13 protein-coding genes and 2 pseudogenes are annotated in these 17,133 nt (G+C 65.7%); 6 read left to right on the top strand and 9 right to left on the bottom strand.

The window, feature by feature from the left end; translation table 11 throughout:
* The 3 genes from NUU27_RS21915 to NUU27_RS21905 form a co-directional block, all read left to right on the top strand.
* Window positions 1-694 (top strand): SDR family NAD(P)-dependent oxidoreductase (locus NUU27_RS21915; RefSeq protein WP_257764432.1); only part of this gene is annotated, 694 nt, incomplete at its 5' end.
* An 11-nt stretch (window positions 695-705) separates the two neighbouring features.
* Complete coding sequence (locus tag NUU27_RS21910) at window positions 706-1,467, top strand: SDR family NAD(P)-dependent oxidoreductase (protein ID WP_257764431.1); 762 nt, start codon at window positions 706-708, stop codon at window positions 1,465-1,467.
* Entirely contained in the window at window positions 1,464-3,164 is a 1,701-nt protein-coding gene (locus NUU27_RS21905; RefSeq protein WP_257764430.1) for an FAD-dependent oxidoreductase, read from the top strand. The genes NUU27_RS21910 and NUU27_RS21905 overlap by 4 nt, the downstream gene beginning before the upstream one ends.
* Before the next feature lie 72 nt (window positions 3,165-3,236).
* Here NUU27_RS21905 and NUU27_RS21900 read toward each other — a convergent pair whose 3' ends face one another.
* The 6 genes from NUU27_RS21900 to NUU27_RS21875 form a co-directional block, all read right to left on the bottom strand.
* On the bottom strand, window positions 3,237-6,383 hold the full coding sequence (locus NUU27_RS21900) for an efflux RND transporter permease subunit (protein WP_257764429.1): 3,147 nt from the start codon (window positions 6,381-6,383) through the stop codon (window positions 3,237-3,239).
* Window positions 6,384-6,395: 12 nt separating this feature from the next.
* Window positions 6,396-7,487, bottom strand: a complete 1,092-nt coding sequence (locus tag NUU27_RS21895; RefSeq protein ID WP_257764428.1) for an efflux RND transporter periplasmic adaptor subunit — start codon at window positions 7,485-7,487, stop codon at window positions 6,396-6,398.
* Between the two features lie 90 nt (window positions 7,488-7,577).
* Window positions 7,578-8,192, bottom strand: a complete 615-nt coding sequence (locus NUU27_RS21890) for a TetR/AcrR family transcriptional regulator (RefSeq protein WP_257764427.1) — start codon at window positions 8,190-8,192, stop codon at window positions 7,578-7,580.
* A 218-nt stretch (window positions 8,193-8,410) separates the two neighbouring features.
* Window positions 8,411-9,115, bottom strand: a complete 705-nt coding sequence (locus NUU27_RS21885) for a ribonuclease activity regulator RraA (RefSeq protein WP_257764426.1) — start codon at window positions 9,113-9,115, stop codon at window positions 8,411-8,413.
* Window positions 9,116-9,132: 17 nt separating this feature from the next.
* A complete protein-coding gene (locus NUU27_RS21880) occupies window positions 9,133-9,918 on the bottom strand; it encodes an SDR family oxidoreductase (protein WP_257764425.1) in 786 nt (261 codons plus the stop codon).
* Window positions 9,919-10,150: 232 nt separating this feature from the next.
* A complete protein-coding gene (locus tag NUU27_RS21875; RefSeq protein ID WP_257764424.1) occupies window positions 10,151-11,032 on the bottom strand; it encodes a LysR family transcriptional regulator in 882 nt (293 codons plus the stop codon).
* 158 nt (window positions 11,033-11,190) lie between these two features.
* Between NUU27_RS21875 and NUU27_RS21870 the strand changes: the two genes are divergently transcribed.
* Window positions 11,191-12,114 carry a dihydrodipicolinate synthase family protein gene (locus NUU27_RS21870; RefSeq protein ID WP_257764423.1) on the top strand — a complete coding sequence of 308 codons (924 nt, stop codon included), beginning with the start codon at window positions 11,191-11,193 and terminating at the stop codon, window positions 12,112-12,114.
* A 69-nt stretch (window positions 12,115-12,183) separates the two neighbouring features.
* A pseudogene (locus tag NUU27_RS21865) lies at window positions 12,184-12,567 on the top strand (DDE-type integrase/transposase/recombinase); the annotation flags it as partial.
* Window positions 12,568-12,830: 263 nt separating this feature from the next.
* On the opposite strand, the gene NUU27_RS21860 reads toward NUU27_RS21865, so the two are convergent.
* A complete protein-coding gene (locus tag NUU27_RS21860; protein WP_257764422.1) occupies window positions 12,831-13,859 on the bottom strand; it encodes an IS110 family transposase in 1,029 nt (342 codons plus the stop codon).
* A gap of 80 nt (window positions 13,860-13,939) precedes the next feature.
* Here NUU27_RS21860 and NUU27_RS21855 point away from each other — a divergent pair.
* A pseudogene (locus tag NUU27_RS21855) lies at window positions 13,940-14,107 on the top strand (integrase core domain-containing protein); the annotation flags it as partial.
* Window positions 14,108-14,653: 546 nt separating this feature from the next.
* On the opposite strand, the gene NUU27_RS21850 reads toward NUU27_RS21855, so the two are convergent.
* Window positions 14,654-15,922 (bottom strand): N-acetyltransferase, encoded by a 1,269-nt coding sequence (locus NUU27_RS21850; protein WP_257764421.1) that lies wholly within the window; start codon window positions 15,920-15,922, stop codon window positions 14,654-14,656.
* A gap of 97 nt (window positions 15,923-16,019) precedes the next feature.
* Window positions 16,020-16,955, bottom strand: coding sequence for a pirin family protein (locus NUU27_RS21845; protein ID WP_257764420.1), 936 nt, complete (start codon window positions 16,953-16,955; stop codon window positions 16,020-16,022).
* Window positions 16,956-17,133: the final 178 nt, after the last annotated feature.

Raw genomic sequence — 17,133 nt, 5'->3', positions numbered from 1 at the left:
CGGCATCGGCGCCGCCATTTCCTCGGTGCTTGCCACCGAGGGCCATACCGTCATGGTTGCCGACCTCAATTCTGACGCCGCGCAGCGAACCGCCGAGGCGATCTCCGACGCGGGCGGTGCGGCGCGGGCGCTCGCCCTCGACATCAGCGACGGGCGAGCCGTCGACCGGCTTGTCGAGGAAGCCGGCGACGTGCGCCTTCTGGTCAACAACGCCGGCATCTTCGATGTGAAGGATTTCTTCGACCTCCAACCAGAAGACTTCCGGCGCATGTACGAGGTCAATCTGGTGGCCCTGTTCGACCTGTCGAAGAAGGTCGCCCTGCGGATGCGTCCGGGCGGGGCGATCGTCAACATCGCCTCGCGTGCTATGCTCGGCGCCCGCCACTACGCCCACTATGTCGCCTCCAAGGCAGCCGTCGCCGGCCTGACCCGCGCCATGGCTCTCGAGCTGGCCGAACGGCAGATCCGCGTCAATGCCGTCGCGCCAGGCGTCATCGAGACCGCCATGCTGAAGGCACGGTCCGACACCGATCTCGACGCCCTGCGCACCTTGCAGCCGATGAAGGAGCTTGGCGCGCCGGAAGACATCGCCCATGCGGTCGCCTTCCTCGGCTCGGACAAGGCGCGCTTCATCACCGGTCAGATTCTCCTGGTCGACGGCGGCCGGTCGCTCGGCGGAGCAACGGGTTTTTGAGGAAGGTTCAGATGGATACAAACCGCTTCGCAGGAAAGACGACGATCGTCACCGGTGCGGGTTCCGGCATCGGTCGCGCCGTGGCCGAGCTCATGGCGGCCCAGGGCGCTGCCGTCATCGCCGTCGACCGCGACGCCACCGGCCTTGCCCGGCTCCCTGATGCGGTCGAGACGCTGGCGGGCGACGTGACCGATCCCGCCCTTCCCGCAAAACTGGCCGATCGGCTCGCCGGCCGCCCTCTTTCGATCCTGGTCAACAATGCCGGGATCGGCGGTGGCGGACGCGCCGACGAGACCAGCAACGAAGATCTCCTGCGCTATTTCAACGTCAACGTGCTCTCCGTCTTCGCGCTCAGCAAGTTCGCGGTCGCCGCGATGCGCCGGAGCGGCGGTGGGGCGATCGTCAACATCGCCTCCATCTACGCCATCGTCGGCGCGACGGGCAGTGCCGGCTACAGCACCAGCAAAGCCGCGGTCGACGGAATGACGCGTCAGATGGCAACCGATTTCGGCCCCGAGAACATCCGCGTCAACGCCGTCGCGCCCGGCCTTATCGAAACGCCGCTCACCGCCGAACGCATCCGAAACGAGCCCTGGCGCCGGCAGATCTTCATCGAGCAGGCGCCACTGCGCCGCGTCGGTCGACCTGAAGATGTGGCCCAGGCGATCGCCTTCCTCGCCAGCGAGGAGGCCGCCTTCATCACCGGCGCAACGCTGCGTGTCGATGGGGGCTGGGCGGTCGGCCGCTATCCGCGCCAGGGAGATGCGGCGTGACGAACGGGAATGACTTGCCGGCCGAGCGCTACGACCTTGTCGTCGTCGGTTCGGGGGCCGCCGGCATGGCCGCGGCGATCACCGCCAAGCTTGCGGGCCTCGATGTCGTGATCCTGGAGAAATCGTCGCATTACGGCGGCTCGACCGCCGTCTCGGGTGGAGCGATCTGGATTCCCGACAATCCGAAGATGCGCGAAGCCGGCATGACGGACAGTACCGAGGACGCATTCGCCTATATCTCGTCGGAGACCGGCAACCGCATGGACGCCGATATCGTGCGCGCCTTCCTCGAGAATGGGCCGAAAATGGTGTCCTTCTTCGAGAAGAACACGGCTCTGCAGTTCGACCACCGCGCCCACTCGCCCGACTATCACCCCGACCGGCCGGGCGCGGCGCTCGGCGGACGCGTGCTCGATGCCAAGGATTACGACGGACACCGGCTCGGGCGGCATCTCGACGATCTTCGCCCGCCCATCGACGAGTTCACCGTCTTCGGTGGCATGATGCTGAACCGCATCGACATCGGCCACTTCATGAAGATGACCCGCTCGGCACGGTCGGCGCTCCATGCGGGCCGTCTTCTCGCACGCCATGCCGTCGACCGCCTCGGCCATCGGCGCGGCACGCGGCTAGTGCTCGGCCAGGCGGTTGCGGGACGATTGGCCGAAACCGTCTTCAAGCTGGAAATCCCGCTTCTGCTGGAGACGGGCCTTGTCGGCCTCGTCCGCGAAGGCAAGGTCGTGACCGGCGTGAAGGTGGTGCATGGCGGCACTAGCAGAACCATCGGCGCCGCCCGCGGCGTGGTGCTCGCAACCGGCGGTTTTCCGCAGAACGCCACCAGGCGGGCAGCGTTCATGCCGCATGTCAGAGCCGGCTCGCAGCATTACTCCATGTCTCCGGAAACGGGCACGGGCGATGCCATAGAGGCTGCACTGGCGGCAGGGGCGGTGCTTGTCGAGAGCAACAGCAACGCGGCTTTCTGGGCTCCCGTATCGCTTCTGCCCGGCCCTGACGGCGCGCGCGCCTTCCCGCACCTCTTCCTCGACCGCGCCAAGCCCGGTGTCATCGCCGTCGATGGAACGGGCAGGCGCTTCGTCAACGAAGCCCTTTCCTACCACGACTTCGTGCAGGCGATGATCGGAGCGGGCAAACATTCCGCCTGGCTCCTGTGCGACCACAGGGCGCTTCGACGCTATGGCCTGGGAGCGGTGCGCCCCTTCCCCGCCCCGTTCGGCACACATCTGCGTTCAGGTTATCTGAAGCGCGGCCGCACGCCGGCAGATCTTGCGATGCAGATCGGCGTTCCAGCCGAAACGCTGCAACAAACCCTCGCTGCATTCAATCTCGATGCCGCGCGGGGCGTGGACCAAGCCTTTGGAAAGGGCTCGACGGCGTACCAGACCTATCTCGGCGATCCGGAGCACGAACCCAACCCCTGCCTTCGTCCGTTGACCGAGGGTCCGTTCTACGCGATCGAGATATTGCCGGGCGACATCGGCACCAGCGCCGGCCTTCGCGCCGATGCCCATGGTCGGGTTCTCGGCGAGGACGCGGCCCCCATTCCCGGCCTTTATGTCTGCGGCAACGACATGAATTCCATCATGGCGGGCGCCTATCCGGGCGCGGGCATCACGCTCGGCCCGGCTCTCACCTTCGGCTTCATCGTCGGCCGCCATGCGGCGACCGGTGCGCCCTGATCTTGCCGATCGGCGGCTCGGCCGTTCCCATGGCGACGAGCCGGCAGACCGACCTGCCGGCTCATTTCCCATTCATTCGGCCGCCTGGGGAAGCGGCAGCGCCGGTCCGTCGGCGCTCTCCGTGGCCTGACCTTCGGGGGCCTGCCTGTCCTGCGGCCGCTTCACGCGGTAGAAGGCTGCATAGAGCGCCGGGACGAACAGGATCGTCAGCACGGTGGCGACGGCAAGCCCTCCCATGATCGCAAAGGCCATCGGCCCCCAGAACACGTTGCCCGACAGCGGCACCATGGCGAGGATCGCGGCAAGCGCAGTCAGCACCACGGGGCGCGTGCGGCGCACGGTCGCCTCGATGATCGCCTCCCATTCCCCGCGCCCGTCTTCGAGGTCGGCCTTGATCTGGTCCACCAGAATGACGGTGTTGCGCATGATCATGCCGGCGAGCGCGATGAGGCCGAGCAGCGCGACGAAGCCGAAGGGCTGGTTGAAGATCAGCAGCCCCAGCGTCGCCCCGATCAGGCCGAGCGGCGCCGTGGCGAACACCAGGGCCAGCCGCGAGAAGCTCTGGAGCTGGATCATCAGGATGGTCAGCATCGCGAGGATCATGATCGGGAAGACCTGGAACAGGGCCACGTTCGCCTTGGCGCTTTCCTCGATCGAGCCGCCCATTTCGATGCGGTAGCCGACCGGCAGGTCGTTCACCAGCGGCTGCAGGGTCGGCCAGATCTGCGAGGAGACGTCCGGCGGCTGCACGCCGGCCGGCACGTCGGCGCGCACGGTGATCAGCATGTCGCGGTTCTGCCGCCACAGGATCGGCTCCTCGTGGCCGTAGACCACACGGGCGACCTGTGACAGCGGCACCGGCGTGCCGCCGCGCGTGGCGATGGTGAGATCGCCGATATGCTCGATGTCGAGGCGTTCGTTCTCCACCGCGCGGGCCACCACGTCGACGGTTTCGATGCCGTCGCGCACCGCCGTCACCGTGTAACCGGACAGGAGCGTCTGCAGGGTGCGGCCTATGTCCTGCGGCGTCAGGCCAAGGGCGCGGGCGCGGTCCTGATCGACCTCGAGGCGGATCGACTTGGCCTGCTCGTTCCAGTCGAGATTGGGATCGAGCGCGTTCGGGTTCCTGGCCATCACATCGCGCACCTCATAGGCGATGCGACGCACCTCGAGCGGATCGGGACCGATGACGCGGAACTGCACCGGGAAGCCCACCGGCGGCCCGAAGACCAGCTCGGTGACCCGCACGCGCGCCTCGGGCAGGCCGCCCTCGGCCACGTAATCCTGCAACCGCGCCTTCACCCGGTCGCGCGCCGCGGCATCGGCCGTGTACATGACGATGATCGCATAGTTCGGCTTCGGCAACTCCGGATTGGAGGCGAGGAACCAGCGTGGAGCGCCGGCGCCCGTGTAGGTGGAATAGGTGAGCACCTCCTTGTCGGCGGCCACCACGCCTTCCATCTCGCGCGCCGCCGCTTCCGTCGCCTTGAAAGGAGCGCCTTCCGGCAGGCGGATCTCCACCATGAGCTCCGGCCGCGGCGAGGTCGGGAAGAACTGCTGCTGCACGAAGCCGAAGGCGAAGATGGAGGCGACGAACATGCCGATGACCGCCGCGATGACGACCCAGCGCCACGACACGCACCAGTCCACCGCCGCCCGCAGCATGTGATAGATGCGCGTGTCGTAGATGTCGTGATGGCTGCCACCTTCGGCCGGCACCGCCCCGTGCTTGTGGAAGTCGGGGAGCAGCTTGACGCCGATATAGGGCGTGAAGATCACCGCGACGAACCAGGAGGCGACCAGGGCGATCATCACCACCCAGAAGATGCCGCCGGCATATTCGCCGGCGGTCGACTGGGCGAAGCCGACCGGCAGGAAGCCGGCGGCCGTGACGAGCGTTCCCGTCAGCATCGGAAAGGCGGTCGAGGTCCAGGCGAAGGTGGCGGCCTTCAAGCGGTCGTAACCCTGCTCCATCTTCACCACCATCATCTCGACGGCGATGATCGCATCGTCGACCAGAAGGCCGAGCGCGATGATGAGGGCGCCGAGCGTGATGCGCTCCAGACTCATGCCCAGAAGGTCGAGCGCGATCATGACGATGGCGAGCACCAGCGGCACGGCGAGCGCCACCACGATGCCGGTGCGCCAGCCGAGCGACAGGAAGCTGACGGCCAGCACGACGGCCAGCGCCTCCATGAAGACCTTGACGAACTCGCCGACCGATTCCTGCACGACCTCGGGCTGATCGGCGACGAGCTCGATGTCGAGACCGACCGGCAGGTCGGCGCGGACCGCCTCCATCGCCTTTTCGAGATTGTCGCCGAGCGTCAGGATGTTTGCACCGTCGGCCATGACGACGCCGATGCCGAGCGCCTGCTGGCCCCTGTGCCGGGCGGTGAAGGTGGGCGGATCCTGGTAGCCGAGGCGCACATCGGCGATGTCGCCGAGGCGAAACACGGTGCCGTTTGCCGAGACCGGGACCGCCGCCACCGCATCGACGCCGCCGAGCGCGCCCTCGACGCGCAGGAAGACACGGTCCGAGGCGGTCTCGATCTCACCGGAGGGGGTCACCGCGTTCTGCGCGGCGATCGAATTGAAGATCACCTCGGGATCGATGCCGAGCGTCGCCAGCTTGGAATGCGAGAATTCCACGAAAATGCGCTCGTCCTGGTCGCCGTAGAAGCGCACCTTCTCCACGTCCGGGACACGCAGCAGGTGCTGGCGGATGTCTTCTGCGGCGTCCTTCAGGTCGCGCATCGTGGCGCCGTCGCCGGTCAGCATGTAGAGGGCGCTGTCGACGTCGCCGAACTCGTCGTTGAAGAACGGCCCGATGACACCCGCCGGCAGGCTGCCGCGAATGTCGCCGACGCGCTTGCGCACCTGGTACCAGATGTCGGCCACCTGATCGGGCGGCGTCGTGTCCTGCAGCTGGACCTGCATGAAGGTCGAGCCAGGCTTGGAATAGGTCCGCACCTGATCGAAGTGTGGGATTTCCTGCAGGGTCTTTTCGATCGGATCGGCGACCTGGCGCTGGATCTCCTCGGCCGTGGCGCCGGGCCAGACGGCGTTGACCACCATCACCTTGATCGTGAAGCTCGGATCTTCCGCCCGCCCCAGCCGGGCATAGGAATAGACCCCGCCAAGCGACAGAACGATAATCAGGAAAAGGACGAGCGTCTGGTGGGTGACGGCCCACTGGGAAAGGTTGAACCTGTGCATCGTTCCCCCCGGTCAGTCGGCGCTGGCGGACTGGATTTCGGCAAGCCGGACCTTGGTGCCGGCCTCGAGCTTCTGGACGCCCAGGGTGACGAGCTTCTCGCCGCCCTCAAGGCCGCCGCTGACGATGGCATTCCTGGATTGATAGGCCTCGACGACGACCGGCCTGCGTTCGAGTTCGTTGGAGGTGGGGTTGACTACGAACACGACCGGACCCCGGCCGTCGTCGAGAAGCGCCGTCATCGGTACGCGGGCTACCGGTGACGGATCGCCTTTTGTGAGCGAGACCGTGGCTGTCATACCCAGCCTGAGGGCCTCGTCCGCATCCTGGACCGCGAAGCGGACCGGGTAGGTTCTGCTTGTTCCATTCGCCTCGGGCGACACTTCGCGCAGATGCGCCCTGTAGCTGGCGCCGCCGGCCCAGAGCGTGACCTCGGCGCTCGATCCCTCGAGATCGGCAAGCCGGCTCTCGGGCACCGCAATCTCCACCTCCCGCTCGTCGAGACGGGCGATGGTGACGACCATCTGGCCGGCCGACACGACCTGCCCAGCCTCGACGCCGACGGCGCTGACGGCACCGGCGGCCGATGCCTTGAGGTCCGTGTAGCCCATCTGGTTGGCGGCCAGGGCGACGGCGCGTTCGCTCTGCTCGGCGCGCGAGCGGGCCTCGTCGACGGCGAGCGACTGCGCGTCGAGCGCCGCACGCGCCACATGGCCGCGTTCGAAGAGCTGCCTGGTGCGGGCGAGGTCCGCCTCGGCTTTTGCCAGGCTCGCCTGCGCGGCCCGGAATTCGGCCCGCCGCTGCTCGAGCTGGAGCGCCAGATCCGCAGGGTCGAGGCGCGCCACGACCTGTCCGGCTTCCACGCGGTCGCCGACATCGGCCAGCCGCTCCGCGACCTTTCCGCCGACGCGGAAGGCTTCCGCCACCTCGATGCGCGGCACCACCGTTCCGGTATAGGTGCGGGTCTCGGCAAGCGGCGCCAGACTCACCGTGGCGACACGCACAACCGGATCGGGCTGCTTGGCCACCTCCTGCTCCTGGCAGGCCGCCAGAAGCAGCGCCGATGCACCCACCAGGACGAGATGCTTGATCACACTCCGCGACATGCGCGCCTCACTTCTGTAAACGTTGTTGATTGACGTTTTTAAACAATCATCACAAATTGGGCGCACAACACCGAACGCTGAACCGAAGCGCTAGTCCTGCTTGCCGAGAGCCTTCAGGATGAAGCGGATCTGCTCGCGCAGCCCTTCTTCCGTATCTTCACCATGCTGGATGCAATGCTCGATCATCATCGGATGCAGGAAGGACACGAAGGCCCTCTTCACGCAACGGGCGGCTTCGGCAGGATCATCGACATGGAATTCTCCGGCCGCGATGCCTTCGCGAATGATGCCTTCGAAAATCGTCGTCACCCGCTCGATATGCGCCTTGATGATCGCCCAGTTCTCCTGCATCGCGGCGGCGACCATCTCATGAGTCCGCTTCTCCTTGATCAGCGTCGTCTTGTTGTGAACGTGGATGGTCATCAGCAGCTTGGAGAGCTTCTCCGCGGCAGGCCCCTGCGTCCGGGCAATGGAAAACGCCAGTTCGGCCACTTCCTGGACGACGCGTCCGCAGATGCATTCGTTGATGGCGCCCTTGGAGGGAAAGAAGCGGTAGATGTTCGCCGGGCTCATGCCGAGCTCGGTCGCGATGTCGGCGACGGAGGTCTTCTGATAGCCAACCCGGCGAAAATAATCTTCCGCGACCTCAAGGATGCGGGCGCGGGTCTCGTCGGGATCGCTTCGGGTGCGTGTCGTCTGTCTCATGGTCCTCATTCCTGATGAATGTTAATAATCATCACTAATCACTCTGTCAATTCGAAAATCGCCGGCCGCGCGAAATCGCGCTTGCGCTGACCGCGCTCCGACGGTCGCCGGACGCAATGCCCTGAGCTTTCCGCGCATCGAACGGTCCCGCCTCATCAACGACAGCGGCCCACCCTCGTGAACGAGGGCGGGCCCGCGGCATTACCATCGATTGACCTTCAGCGAGCGGCCTTGAAGGCCTCGTAACGCTTCTTGGTTTCCTCGTTCATGGGATAGAGGCCCGGCAAGGGGACACCGCGGTCCACCTCCGTCATGATCCAGGCCTCCATCGCCTCCTGTTCCGGCGCCTCGGCCAGCACCTCTTCAAGCAGGGCCGCGGGGATGACCACCGCACCGTCGTCGTCGACGACGATCGTGTCGCCGGGCATGACGGCAACGCCGCCGCAGCCGATCGGCTCCTGCCAGCCGACAAAGGTGAGGCCGGCAACGGAAGGCGGCGCGGCGATGCCAGCGCTCCACACCGGAAGATCGGTCGAGAGTACGCCTGCCGCGTCGCGCACGACGCCATCCGTGATCAATGCCGAAACGCCCTTCTTCGCCATGCGAAAGCACAGGATGTCGCCGAAGATGCCCGCATCGGCGACCCCCATGGCCCCAGCCACTGCGACACAGCCTTCCGGCATGTCCTCGATGGCCGCCCGCGTCGAGATCGGCGATCCCCAGGAAGCGGGCGTGGCAAGATCTTCGCGCGCCGGCACGAAGCGCAGGGTGAAAGCCGGCCCGACGATGCGGGGCTGACCGGCACGGAACGGCTTGGCGCCCCGGATCCAGACGTTCCGCAACCCCTTCTTCAGAAGCACCGTGGTCAACGTCGCCGTCGACACGCCCCTGAGGGTCTCGATCGCATCTTTTGACAGGCTCATTCTGTTCTTCCCTTTGGTCAAACGCTTGGAATGAGGCCACCGTCCACACGGATGACGGAGCCGGTGATGTAGGAGGCGCGCTCGCTTGCCAGAAAGGCGACCGCATCTCCATATTCGTCGGGTTCGCCGTAGCGGCCAACTGGAATCGTCGCAGCGCTTTCGGCCGCGACGTCGGCGACCTCGCGACCTTCCCGCTCGGCCTTCTTGCGGTCGAGAAACTTGATCCGGTCGGTGGCGATGCGCCCCGGCAGCACGATGTTGCAGGTGATGCCGTCCCGGCCGACCTCGCGCGAGAGCGTCTTCGACCAGCCAACCAGAGACATTCTGAGCGCATTGGAAATGCCAAGATTGGGGATCGGCGCGATCACGCCGGACGAGGTGGACGTGATCACCCGTCCCCAGCCCCGTTCACGCATGCCCTCCAGGGCGCGATCGGTTACGGCGATGACCGAGACGACCATCGCACGGAAGTGCTTCTCCCAATCCTCGGGCGCCTGACCCGATGCCGACGTCGGCGGCGGCCCGCCGGTGTTGTTGACGAGAATGTCGACGCCGCCGAACGCGCTCTCGAGCGCGGCGAAATGCTCGCCGATGCGCGCGAGATCGGCCAGGTCCCAGCGAAGGCTCCGGGCGGTTCCGCCGGCTTGCCTGATCTTTCCGGCGGTCGCTTCGGCCGCCTGCTCGTCGATATCGGTGGCGACGACCGTCGAGCCCTCGCGGGCGAGCGCCGCGGCGATCGCGCCGCCCAGCCCTCCGCCGGCGCCGAACACGAGCGCTGTCCTGCCTTCCAATCCAAGGTCCATGAATCCTCTCCGTGGGTGAGGCGCGCACTGTCGGCAGTCCGGGGCAAAAAGAAAACCGACCTCCCCCTTGCATGACGATAAAGAGAAAGTTCGGTTTTGTGGCAGCTGCGTTGTTGCACCTGGCACAAAGCCTGTTTCCCAGACGTCATGGATAGGTTCTGCAACCATGCACCCCGCTCATGGCGATCTCCCAGCCCGCAGTGCTGACGGCGGCCTCCTCGCGAATTCCTCGTCAGAGCGCTCCGCGCGGAGCCGCGAGCCCGGCGCATTGCAGGAGGACACGCAACAGGTGCACGCGCGGGCCGCTCAGGGGATGGATGATGCCGATCTCGCGGTGCGTCGCCGGCGGTGGAAGCGGCAGGCTTCTCAAGCGCAGGCTCTCCGGCCGCGGACCCTGCCATTCCGGCACCACCGACACGCCGAGCCCGCGATCGACGAGCACGGCGATCGCATCGAGCGCGTCCAGTTCGAACCGCGGTTCGCTGTCGATGCCGTTCGCCGACAGCCACGATGCCGCCAGGCGGCCGCCCCACTGACTGCGGTCGTAGACGATGATGGGCCGGTCGCGGAGGATTTCCAGAACGTCGCCGCGCCTTTCGCTTTCCGGCACGAGCAGGATCAGGCGCTCGCGACTCCATGTGGTGAAGGTGACGCTTTTCGGCCACATGAAGCCCGGCCTGACGATCGCCGCGGCGTCCAGTTGCCCCGAGACCGTGCGCTCGTAGAGCTGCGAGGACGCGCCCGGCTCAAGGAATATCCGCAGACCCGGATGGTCTGCTGCAAGCCTCTCCAGAACGGCGGGCAAGAGCCCCGTGAGCGCCGTCGAGATCGCGCCGATGCGCAGCTCGCCCGAGATATCGCGGCTCAAGATCGCGTCGCGCATGGCGCGCAACTCGCCGAGCGCCGCCTCCGCGCGCGACAGCACGGCATTGCCCGCCTCCGTCGGCCGCACGCGGCGCCCGGCGCGGATGACGAGTGGCACGCCGAACTCGGCCTCCAGGGCGCGCATCCGCTGTGCCACGGCGGTCGGGGTTATGTCGAGCTGGCGGGCCGCCGCCGTCAGGGAGCCGCCGCGCGCGACGGCGAGAAAGGTTTCCAGCAGGCGGCTATCCATAAATGAACAAAGCCTTCACAATCATTTATTCCATACTGCAATATCAATTCATTTCGGCATCGGCTACTGGCAGAATGACGGCGGCACGGGCGGCTTGCCCCGCACCTCCGCGCCGAATGCACAATTCAGTGAATTCCAGCCGCTATGAGGAGAGGCTCATGATCTCGAGTGAAACCGCCGGTGTCTTTGCCATCGCGCCCACACCGTTCACGCCGGACGGGAGCCTCGACGTCGCGTCGCTGAAACGCATGACGGATTGGTATCTCGAGCGCGGCGTCGACGGGCTCACCATTCTCGGCATCATGGGAGAAGCGCAGAAGCTGGAGCCCGAGGAGAGCGTCACGGTCGTCCGCGAGGTCGTCGGCGCCGCGGCCGGAAAGCCGGTGATCGTCGGCGTCTCGGCCCCCGGCTTTGCGGCGATGCGGCGCCTTGCCGGCGAGGCCATGTCCCTGGGAGCGGCCGGCGTGATGATGACCCCGCCCGCCGCGGCGCGCACCAACGACCAGATCGCCGGCTGGTTCGCCGGCGCGGTCGCGGCCATCGGCCCGGACGTTCCCTGGGTGCTTCAGGACCATCCGACGGCGACCGGCGTGATCATGGCGCCGCAAGTGATCCGGCGCGTCATCGGCGAGCACGACAATTGCGTCATGCTCAAGCACGAAGACTGGCCGGGTCTTGAGAAGGTCTCGGCGCTGCGCCGCTGGCAGAAAGAGGGAACGCTGCGTCCCGTCTCCATCCTCTGCGGCAACGGTGCGCTCTTTCTGGACCTGGAGATGGGGCGCGGCGCGGACGGCGCGATGACCGGCTATGCCTTTCCGGAGATGCTGCGCCGCGTGGTCGACCTCTCGGCGACGGATCCCGACGGGGCGGCGGACATCTTCGACGCCCACCTGCCGCTTGTTCGCTACGAGCACCAGTCGGGCATCGGCCTGACGGTCCGCAAGCACATCCTCGCCCGCCGCGGCGCCATCGCCCATGCCGATTTGCGCGCGCCCGGGCCGAAGCTGTCGGCGGAAGCCCACGCGGAAGTGGACAGGCTCCTCAGGCGGCTTGCGCGGAAGGATCCGAACCTCGTCATCTGACAAGCAAGCAGCGCATCATCGGCGACCGCCCCGGTCGCCCTTTAACTTCGCTTTCGCAAGGCCTTATCACCAGCGCTCGGCACGAGAGCGCCGATGGCGATCCCGCAGGGACCCAACCAGCGCTGGAGCCTCGACTTCGTCTCCGACATGCTGACCGACGGCCGGCGCTTCCGCATCCTGTGCGTCATCGACGACTTCAGCCGCGAATGCCTGGCAGCGGTGGTCGACAACTCGCTGTCCGGCGAGCGGGTTGCCCGCGAACTCGACAGCATTGCCGAGCGGCGCGGCTATCCCTGCATGATCGTCTCCGACAACGGCACCGAGCTGACCTCGAATGCGATTCTGGCCTGGCAGGAGGAGCGGCAGGTCGAATGGCACTACATCGCGCCGGGCAAGCCGATGCAAAACGGTCTGGTGGAGAGCTTCATCGGGCGGCTCAGGGACGAGTGCCTTCTGTAGTCGGGGCCTCGGTGTCAAGCTCTGGGTCAATCCCTACGTTCGATCCAAGCACCCGTCTGGGGTCATGCTTCTGTTCGCGGTCGGCATGTGCGCGCCGCAGGATGGGGGTCGAAGGTGAGGCGGACCATGCTAAACGGCGGGCTTGTGGTTGCGCGCTGAAGCAGCACCAGACACTCGTGCGGCCTTCGCCTCATCCCCGTCCCTGACGGGACCTCGGATCGATCGGGGGGCTACCCCTCTCGAAGCTCTTGATCAGATCATGCGGGCGCTCCCCAACGGAAGGGAGTAGCGTCGCGCCACATTCGGTGCATGACAACAGCCAGCTTGCGCGCGACAGCGATCTTGGCCTTCTTCAATGTGCTGCGCTTGGCGATCCTTACGCCCCAGGCCTTGATCGACGTCCATTGGCACGATCGGGTCAGCATCACATGCGCCGCGGTAAACAGTGCGGTTCGCGTGAACGCATCTCCTGATCGGCTGATGCGGCCCCGGACATCGGTCTCACCAGACTGATATTGTCGAGGCGTGAGGCCGAGGTGGGCGCCGACATCGCTCGATCGTCGGAACCGGGCCGGGTCGTCGATCGCCGTCTTGAAGGCCAGCGCTGTCACCGGTCCCACGCCTGGAATGGTCATGAAGCGCCGGCACAGTTCGTCGTTGGCCGTCACCCTCAGCAATTCCCGATGTAGCACCGACAGCCGCGCCATCATCGCCGTCCTGCCTTCCAGCAAGGCGCCAATGCAGAGCTCAAGCTGCCGGTTGCCGTCGACGAGATCGCGCACGCGGGCATCGAAGGCGCTGGCGCTGACCCGTCCGACCTTCAGACCGAAGGGCCGCAGCAGGCCGCGGATCTCGTTCTCATGGTCACGCAGCTTGTTGACGAAGAACTCTCGCGCCACCAGCAGCGAGCGCAGTTCCTGGCTAACCACCGACTTCACATGCACCGCCTTGAACCAGCCCGAGCGGATCAGATGCGCGATCGACCGAGCATCGTTGCGGTCGTTCTTGTTGCGGTTCATCGCGACCATGGCCGCCTTGGCATGGCGGGCCTCGATGCACACCGCCGGCAGCCCCGCGTCCTTCAGCCCGAAGAACATCCACTGCGATAGCGGTCCCGCCTCAAAGCCAACACGGACGAAGCCATCACCGATCCGCTGCAACTCGGTGGCTATCAGCTCGGGGTCAGATCCGACCCGCGACTCGTGCACCAGACGGCCGTCTTCGTCGACGATGCACACGTTCGTCAACTCGAGCGACACATCCAGGCCTGCGTAGAGAACAGTCATGCTTGCCTCCTTCTCGGCAGTGGAACATGCCGGTCAGGAAAGCACCGGCGTCTCCGGAACCGAAGCCCCGACTACGCCATCTCAATGAGCGGTTGTTCACCAGCTACCGGCACGCCCGCGACAGCATCCAGGAATGAAGGATCGATTACAATCTGAACCGCCCGCATACGAGCCTCGACGGGCTCACCCCGCACGAATTTGCAACCCGGTCCAGAATGGACCACAACGTGAACAGGGCTAACCTATAGGCGGGGACAAAGCCGGGAGCAGGTCATCGCCGACAGGGTCGCGACAAACCGCGTGCCGGGCCGGCTACACCGCGCGGAGGCGCAACGAAACGGCCTGTCCGCATCCATCGTGGTGCTTCCCCACGACGGTCGCGTCATCGCCGACATCAACCGAAACCCGAAATCCCCATAGCCGTCGACTGTGCCCCGCGGGTTCCTTCCTCGGAGACTTTCGTACGCCTGCCGGCACCCGAAACTCTTCACGGCAACAGAAAGGCAGCTATCCCCTCGGCGCTGCCCAGCAGCGGACAGTCTGGGCCTTGCCCCGAAGCTTGCGGGCAGGAAAGCGCCCTCACCTCGAATGTTCAGACAAACTTTCCCTTCGCCGGTAATCCGACGTTTGGGCCCCCAATCACGCGCCAAAGATCGCAGTATAACTGGAAAGCGAGTTCATTCGATGGCGCGGAAGGCGTCTTGCAGTTTCGGAATCAGTTTTCGCATCGCAGGCGCGGCGCGGTCGACATGACGCGTTTCCAGAAACCAATGCCGCCGGATAAGAGCGGGCCGCTAACGCTGCGGTCCCTCTGACCGACGAAGCACGTCCTGCCATTCCGGATGGCGGCCGATCTGCGCCTTTGCGAACGGACAGAGTGGCATGATGGCGACCCCATCGCGGCGGGCATCCTCGACCGCTTGTCTCACCAGTCGCTCACCAACCTTACGGCCACGCAAGGCCGCAGGAACTTCCGTGTGATCTATGATGATCAATCCTTCGCCGGCCCGGCTATAGGTCATCTCCGCTTCGACGCCATCGATGATCAGTCGATAACGCCCTTTCGACGCTCCATCCTCCCGCTCGACCTTTTCGTCACCGGCTGAAGGCGCATCCTTCGCCAGCGCCGCGTCCGGGCAGCGGATCCGACGCGGCTGTCCATGCGCACATTCCAGAAGATCGCGGTCCCAGCCGCCCAGCTCGGCGGCAGCCTCGTAGGTCGAGACGAGGAAAGCCATCAGAGTGTCGTCGGGATCGGCCGCCGACTGCACGGCATCGTAGGGGAGGATGAATTCAGACAGACCGTCGTGCCAGAACGCGGCATCGGGCCGGACCACTGCTGCCCGGTAACCGTTCGGTGCCGGATAGGCGTAGGCGTAAAAGGCAGGATAGTCGATGCCACCGCCACCCGGCCAGAAGCCCGCCGACGAGACCTCGCGGTCATATGCCTCCTGAGCCACGTCGTCCGGCAAGGCAGGAATACCGCCGGGGTGGAGCGGCGCGCGCCGTCCGGAAAACCGGGTGACGGCCAAGTCGAGAGCGCCCCAGAACAGATGAACAGGACTGGATTTGCCGAGGAAGGAGGTGCGGAACCGATTGAAGACCTTGTCGACCGCCATCAACGCCTGATGGAAGCGATGAACGGCGTCGCGGTCGTAGGGCCGGTCGCGATGATCTTCGGCGAAGGGTACCGGGTTGGGCACCTCGTTCGGGCTGCCGTTGAAGGTCGGCGTGCCGCCGAGTTCCGTAATCAGCCGCACGAAGCTCGCATGGAATGTCGCGACCGTGGTCGGCCCGAGATCGAACGACGCCTTGCGCCCGTTGCCGCAGATGCCCACGACCCTGTGCTCTCGAAGATCGAACAAGATTTCGATGCCTGGACCGTCGGGGATCGGCGACGATGCCAGACCGCTCGGCGTGACATAGAAGGTCGCGTTCCACGAATGGTTCAGCCACGGTGTATGAGCTAGCCGGTATTTGCCGGCGACCTGCAGGTAGAGATGCAGAGCTGAACAACTCTCACGCCAGCCAAGGTAGTCAAGGTGAGGCCACTTGTTGCTCATTTCGCTTTTCTCCATCCAGCATCTGCTCTGTACGGGAGCGATTCCTGTGATCCGGGTCGCTTGAATTGCGCCCGCGCGATCATTCCATCATTGTCACTCAGTCCGGCAGAGGAATGTACTCATCCCGGTCGCCGACTGGCAAATCGAAGCGACCCTTGCCCCAGTTTCCGGCGCGCCATTCCGCCTTGGCGAGTTCGATGCGCTCCTGCGACGAGGCGACGAAGTTCCACCAGATGTAGCGCGGTCCGTTGAAGGTCGCGCCGCCGAGGATCATCAATCGCGCGCCCCGCTCTCCGGCGGCTACCGTGATGTGGTCGCCCGGCCGGAACACCATCATCTGGCCTGCCTCGAATTCCTGTCCGGCGCCCGAGATCGAACCTTCGACGATGTAAATGCCTCTGTCCTCATGATTGTCCGGCATGGGCAGCCGGCTTCCCGGATCGAGCTTCACATCGGCGTAGAATGTCTCGGAAAGCATCGTCGCTGGCGCGGTCTTGCCATAGGCGTTGCCGAGAATGAGCCGAACCGAGACGCCGCTATCCTCGATGACGGGCAGGGTGTCCTTGCCGTGATGCTCGAAGCTGGGCGCCACGTCCTCGTGGCTGTCCGGCAGGGCCAACCAGGTCTGGATGCCGAACAGGCTGTTCGGGCCCCTCCGCGCCGTCGCGGAGGTGCGCTCCGAATGCGTGACGCCGCGCCCGGCCACCATCCAGTTCAGCGCGCCGGGACGGATGATCTGGTCGGCGCCAGTGCTGTCGCGGTGATGGAAGTCGCCGCGAAACAGGTAGGTGACCGTGCCGAGGCCGATATGCGGATGCGGCCGGACGTCGACGCCCTGCCCGGTCAGCAGTTCGGCCGGCCCTGCCTGGTCGAAGAAGATGAACGGCCCGACCATCTGCCGCTTCGGTGCCGGCAAGGCGCGACGGACTTCGAAGTCACCCAGGTCGCGGGATCGCGGAATGATGAGTGTCTCGATCGCGTCTATGCCGACCTCGTCGGGACAACCGGGTTCGAGTGCCGGGTTCCAACTCATGTGCACCATCCTCTCTGAGCTTCCGAGGTGTCTATACTGGCGCGCCGCCATCTGCCGAGCTAGCCCCGTGATACGTCAAGCTGTGTCGCAGCAAGTGGAACGTGCGGGCCATGACGCGAAGTAGTGCCACCGTCGAGCGAAGGTCCTAGACGAGGTTTCGAAGCGCTCGTGTTCTAGG

The sequence above is a fragment of the Nitratireductor sp. ZSWI3 genome, from assembly GCF_024655565.1.
GTDB lineage: Bacteria > Pseudomonadota > Alphaproteobacteria > Rhizobiales > Rhizobiaceae > Nitratireductor.
The sequence above is the reverse complement of the archived record's forward strand: the minus strand, read 5'-3'. Positions and strand labels throughout refer to the sequence as shown.

Excerpts from the sequence above, each read along its gene's own strand:
- NUU27_RS21910 (WP_257764431.1), top strand. The coding sequence starts at position 706 with ATGGATACAAACCGCTTCGCAGGAAAGACGACGATCGTCACCGGTGCG.
- NUU27_RS21900 (WP_257764429.1), bottom strand. The coding sequence starts at position 6,383 with ATGCACAGGTTCAACCTTTCCCAGTGGGCCGTCACCCACCAGACGCTC.
- NUU27_RS21895 (WP_257764428.1), bottom strand. The coding sequence starts at position 7,487 with ATGTCGCGGAGTGTGATCAAGCATCTCGTCCTGGTGGGTGCATCGGCG.
- NUU27_RS21890 (WP_257764427.1), bottom strand. The coding sequence starts at position 8,192 with ATGAGACAGACGACACGCACCCGAAGCGATCCCGACGAGACCCGCGCC.
- NUU27_RS21885 (WP_257764426.1), bottom strand. The coding sequence starts at position 9,115 with ATGAGCCTGTCAAAAGATGCGATCGAGACCCTCAGGGGCGTGTCGACG.
- NUU27_RS21880 (WP_257764425.1), bottom strand. The coding sequence starts at position 9,918 with ATGGACCTTGGATTGGAAGGCAGGACAGCGCTCGTGTTCGGCGCCGGC.
- NUU27_RS21875 (WP_257764424.1), bottom strand. The coding sequence starts at position 11,032 with ATGGATAGCCGCCTGCTGGAAACCTTTCTCGCCGTCGCGCGCGGCGGC.
- NUU27_RS21870 (WP_257764423.1), top strand. The coding sequence starts at position 11,191 with ATGATCTCGAGTGAAACCGCCGGTGTCTTTGCCATCGCGCCCACACCG.
- NUU27_RS21860 (WP_257764422.1), bottom strand. The coding sequence starts at position 13,859 with ATGACTGTTCTCTACGCAGGCCTGGATGTGTCGCTCGAGTTGACGAAC.
- NUU27_RS21850 (WP_257764421.1), bottom strand. The coding sequence starts at position 15,922 with ATGAGCAACAAGTGGCCTCACCTTGACTACCTTGGCTGGCGTGAGAGT.
- NUU27_RS21845 (WP_257764420.1), bottom strand. The coding sequence starts at position 16,955 with ATGAGTTGGAACCCGGCACTCGAACCCGGTTGTCCCGACGAGGTCGGC.